General features: G+C 67.6%; 5 protein-coding genes. 3 read left to right on the plus strand and 2 right to left on the minus strand.

What is annotated here, in order from left to right; genetic code table 11:
* A partial coding sequence (locus FKP22_RS32475) for an anti-sigma factor family protein (protein WP_375140608.1) occupies nt 1–354 on the plus strand: 354 nt, incomplete at its 5' end.
* A 208-nt stretch (nt 355–562) separates the two neighbouring features.
* Here FKP22_RS32475 and FKP22_RS22235 read toward each other — a convergent pair.
* Both FKP22_RS22235 and FKP22_RS22240 read right to left on the minus strand, forming a co-directional pair.
* Complete coding sequence (locus tag FKP22_RS22235) at nt 563–997, minus strand: response regulator transcription factor (protein ID WP_141289868.1); 435 nt, start codon at nt 995–997, stop codon at nt 563–565.
* 121 nt (nt 998–1118) lie between these two features.
* Entirely contained in the window at nt 1119–2285 is a 1167-nt protein-coding gene (locus tag FKP22_RS22240) for a M23 family metallopeptidase (protein WP_170201011.1), read from the minus strand.
* Between the two features lie 250 nt (nt 2286–2535).
* Between FKP22_RS22240 and ku the strand changes: the two genes are divergently transcribed.
* A complete protein-coding gene (gene ku, locus FKP22_RS22245) occupies nt 2536–3462 on the plus strand; it encodes a non-homologous end joining protein Ku (RefSeq protein ID WP_141289870.1) in 927 nt (308 codons plus the stop codon).
* 10 nt (nt 3463–3472) lie between these two features.
* Nucleotides 3473–4399 (plus strand): DNA polymerase ligase N-terminal domain-containing protein (locus FKP22_RS22250; RefSeq protein WP_310733357.1); only part of this gene is annotated, 927 nt, incomplete at its 3' end.

Consider the following 4399-nt stretch of genomic DNA (forward strand, 5'->3'; position numbering starts at 1 on the left):
GCGATGAAGCCACCGCATCTGCAGGCCCAGGGCTACGCGCTCGAAGGCGGCCGGCTGCTGCCCGGCGGGCAGGGCCCGGTCGCGCAGTTCATGTACCGCGACAGCGAAGGCCGCAAGCTCACCGTCTACGTCTCCAACGAACTCGGCCCCGCCGGCGCGGCCTCGGCGCCGGCTCACGCCGGTGTACCCGCCAGCGCCATGCCGACCACCGCCTTCCGCTTCGCCCGCGAAGGCCGGGTCAATGTCTTTTACTGGGTGGACGGCGCCTACGGCTACGCGATCACCGCCGACGCCGGCCGGCAGGTGCTGGCGGATGTGTCGAATGAGGTGTATCGGCAGCTGGTGAGTGAGTAGACCGGGGGCGCGAGTTTCTTGGGTGCGTGGCGACTTCGCCAATCCACGCGGCTTCGGCATTTCCACCGTTCGCCCTGCCACCCAACGTGCCTCAAACAAATGGGGTCAGCAAACAAATGGGGTCAGAGTCAATTTATCTTGAGATACCTCAATGCGAAGTCGCACGTGTGCCGAGATAAATTGACTCTGACCCCATTTGTTTGCCGGATCAAACGGGTGCCGCTGCCGCCGTTGGCGGCGGGCCGGCCTTGGCCAGCGACAGGCAATAGTCAATCAGCGCATCAATCTCGTTGGACTTGTCGAACACCCGGTCGGCGCCGAGTTTCAGGCACTCGCGCCGCATGTCCGGCGTTGCGTAATTCGTCAGCACCACACAGCGCGCATGCCGGCCCGGGCCCTTGCCGCAGGCCGCACGCAGGACACCCAGGCCCGAGCCTTGTTGCAGCATCAGGTCGATCAGCACCAGGTCCAGTTCATGGTCTGCCGGCGCGGCGCTCAATGCCGCCAGCGACGCGACCGCCTTGGACTCACCCTCGGCCCAGCCCACGATCCTCACCGCCGCCATTTCTTCAAGGGCAGCCGTCAGGTTCTCGCGGATCAGGCGGCTGTCCTCGACCAAATAGGCGTTCAGGGTGTGGGGCATGGTGGGCAGTGCGGGCTGCCCGAGGCACCCTGATCCCAGTGTGGCAAAGCGGGGGCCACCTCTGCCAGGGATCGGCAACCCGGCCTGCTGTAAGACCTGTCTGACAGGGCGATGAGCCGAACTAGAAACCGATCAGGTCGCCGTGCAGCGGCATCACCCCTCGCATGCCGACCGGGTGGTCGAGTGAGGCGTCCTTCGACAGGTCCAGCATGTCGTCTTCGCTGCCTCGGCCCGTCAAGGTGAAGCGCTCGAAGACAAACGGCAACCCTTGTGACGGGGCGAATCCCGCCGAGCTGGCCACATGGAAGTGAAGGTGGGGCGCTCCGGCGCTGCCGGACACGCCCAGCCGCGCCAGCACGGTGCCCCGCTGGATGCGTTCGCCGGTCTTCACGCGCAGGCTGCCCTGGCGCAGGTGCGCGTAGTGCACGAAGACGTGGGGTGCAATCTCCAGGATCACGAAATTCCCGTACAGCGCCTCCGCCGTCATCTCGGTGGGCTGTTCCATCGGCGCCAGTGGCCGGTGGTCCGGCACGCCGTCGCGCGCGTTGCGCACCACGCCGTCTGCCACCGCCACAACCTCCGCATCGAAGCCGGTCCAGTCGCCAGGCAGGCTGCTCGCCAGCTTGTCTGACGGCACGGTGATGGCGTGGCCCTTGGCATCCAGGCCGAAGAAGTCGATGGCGTGGCGTTGAGGAATCGTCAGGCGACCGTTTTCTGCCACCAGGCTGCCCCAGTGGTGCGACTGCGCATGGCCCGGGCCTTCATCGACCAGCCACTGCACGGCCTTGGCGTTGGACCGCAGCGGCGCCGCGATCACCACGGGCCGCGTCGAGTCGACTGCCACCGGCACGTCCGTGGCCACCTGCGTCTGGCCTTTTGCAGTCTTGAACACCAGGCGGTGACGCAGCAGCGCCGGCAGGGGTTGGGTCTTGGGCAGCGTGAGCCAGACGAAAAGCACGGCATGCATGCCGGCCTCTATGGGCAGGCTGTTGTTGGCCTCCAGTGCCTTGCCCGGGCCCAGCAGCCCGGCCAGCGCTGCGCCGCTGAAGCTGGCCAGGGGCTTGCTGGCCCCGCTGGCAAAGACCTCCAGCAGGCCGAGATTCAGCGGGCCGGTGCCGGCATAGAAGTTCGTGACATCCAGCTCATAGGCCAGGTGCACAAAGCCATCGCTGCCCGGCACTGCCTGCGGCGTGAACACTGCGTGCGCCTCTATCGGTGCCGGCTCCTCCGCTGCCGTTGCGGCTGCAGCCAACAGCAGCAACGAACTCCAGGCCATCACCACTGACATCCGGCGTCGCCAGGTCCGCACCGGGTGCGCGCTGGGGTGGGAGCTTCTCATTCGATCCTTTCGGGTGTGGGCGCATCGGCAGCGCCGCGCGGTCTTCGGCGCGGAGTTTAGCCATGCGCTTTCGTAGGTCCTGGCCTACGCCAGCTCTGCCGCTAGGCCGCTGGCGTGTGGCGCCGGCCTTGGCCAGCATGCAGGCTCTGGGGCCGCACTGGCCGCTGCACGGGCCCCGTCGGCCCCTGAGGAGCTTGGCATGGCACGGGTGATCTGGAAAGGCGCCATCAGCTTCGGGCTGGTGCATGTACCGGTGGGGCTGTACCCCGCCTCGCGCGAAGACGACATCGACTTCGACTGGCTGGACAAGCGCAGCATGGACCCGGTGGGCTACAAGCGCGTCAACAAGCGCACCGGCCGCGAGATCAGGAAGGAAGACATCGTGCGCGGCGTCAAGCTGGAAGACGGCGACTACGTGCTGCTGTCCGACGAGGAGATCCAGGCCGCCTACCCTCAGAGCACGCAGACGATTGCCATCGAGGCCTTTGTCACCGCGGTCGAGATTCCGTTCCTTTACCTTGAGAAGCCGTATTACCTGGCGCCCATCGGCAAGGCTGGCAAGGTCTATGCGCTGCTGCGCGAGGCCATGCTGAAGGCCGGCTGCATCGGCATTGCGCGCGTGGTCATGCACGCCAAGGAGCACCTGGCCGCGCTCATTCCCAGCGGCGAGGCACTGATGCTCAACACGCTGCGCTGGCCCAACGAGATCCGCCCGGCCGAGGAACTGGCCTTTCCGCCCGAAGGCGCGGCGGCCAACAAGCTGGCCGCCGGCGAGATGAAGATGGCCGAAGCGCTGATCGCCGACATGACGATGAAGTGGAAGGCCGAGGACTACGCCGACCAGTTCCGCGCCGCGATCATGGCGCTGATCCAAAAGAAGTCCGAAGCCGGCGACACCGAGCGCGTCACGCCGCTGGAAGCGGCTGCCGACAGCAGTGCGCCGAGCAACGTCGTGGACCTGACCGAACTGCTCAAGCGCAGCCTGGGCGGGCGCGGCAAAGCAGGCGAGAAGGCGAAGGCCGAGGCCGAGGAAACCGCGGCCGCCAAGCCCAGGCCAAAGCGCGGCGCAGCGGCCAGGCCAAGCACCAAGTCTGTCGCCAAGCCCGCGCGGCGCAAGGCGGCCTGAGAGGTTGTTCATGGGCGACGACCAACACCGCAGCGACCCGCTGCAGGACTACCGCAAGAAGCGGGACTTCGAGCTGACCCGCGAACCCTCGGGCGAGCACATCCCGCGCGCGAAGCAGGTCGCGCTGCCCTTCGTGATCCAGAAGCACGCCGCCCGCGCGCTGCACTACGACTTCCGCCTCGCGCTGGACGGCACGCTGAAAAGCTGGGCGGTGCCCAAGGGTCCCAGCCTGGATCCCCACGACAAGCGCATGGCCGTGCAGGTCGAGGACCATCCATTGGCCTACGCCGGCTTCGAGGGCACCATCCCGGCAGGCCAGTACGGTGCCGGCAGCGTCATCGTCTGGGACCGTGGCAGTTGGACCCCGGTGGGCGACGCCCGTGCCGGCCTGCGCGAAGGCAAGCTCAAGTTCCAGCTGCACGGCGAAAAGCTCAGTGGCGGCTGGACGCTGGTGCGCCTGCGCGGTCGGGCCGACGAGACCAAGGCGCCGTGGCTGCTGGTCAAGGAACGCGACGATGCGGCCCGGCCCGCGGCCGAGTTCGACGTGGTCAGCGAGCAGCCCGACAGCGTGCTGAGCGGCGATGCGGTGGGCGCTGGTCCTGCACCTGCGGCCAAGGCGGCAACGAAGAAGATCACCCGGGCCGCAAAGGCAAAGGCAAAGGCAAAGGCAACGGAGTTGCCGCTGTCCCTCGCGCCGCAGCTGGCCACCTTGGCCAGTGCCGCGCCAACCAGCGGCGACTGGCGCTGGGAGATGAAGTTTGACGGTTACCGCCTGCTGGCCCGGCGGGACGGCGACGATCTGCGCCTGTTCACCCGCAGCGGCCACGACTGGACCGCCAAGCTGCCCCACCTGAAGCGCGCGCTGCTGAAGCTGGACCTGGCCAGCGGCTGGCTGGACGGCGAGATCGTGCAGGCCGCGGGCGAACACGGCGCACCG

Source organism: Ideonella azotifigens (assembly GCF_006519715.1).
GTDB lineage: Bacteria > Pseudomonadota > Gammaproteobacteria > Burkholderiales > Burkholderiaceae_C > Ideonella > Ideonella azotifigens.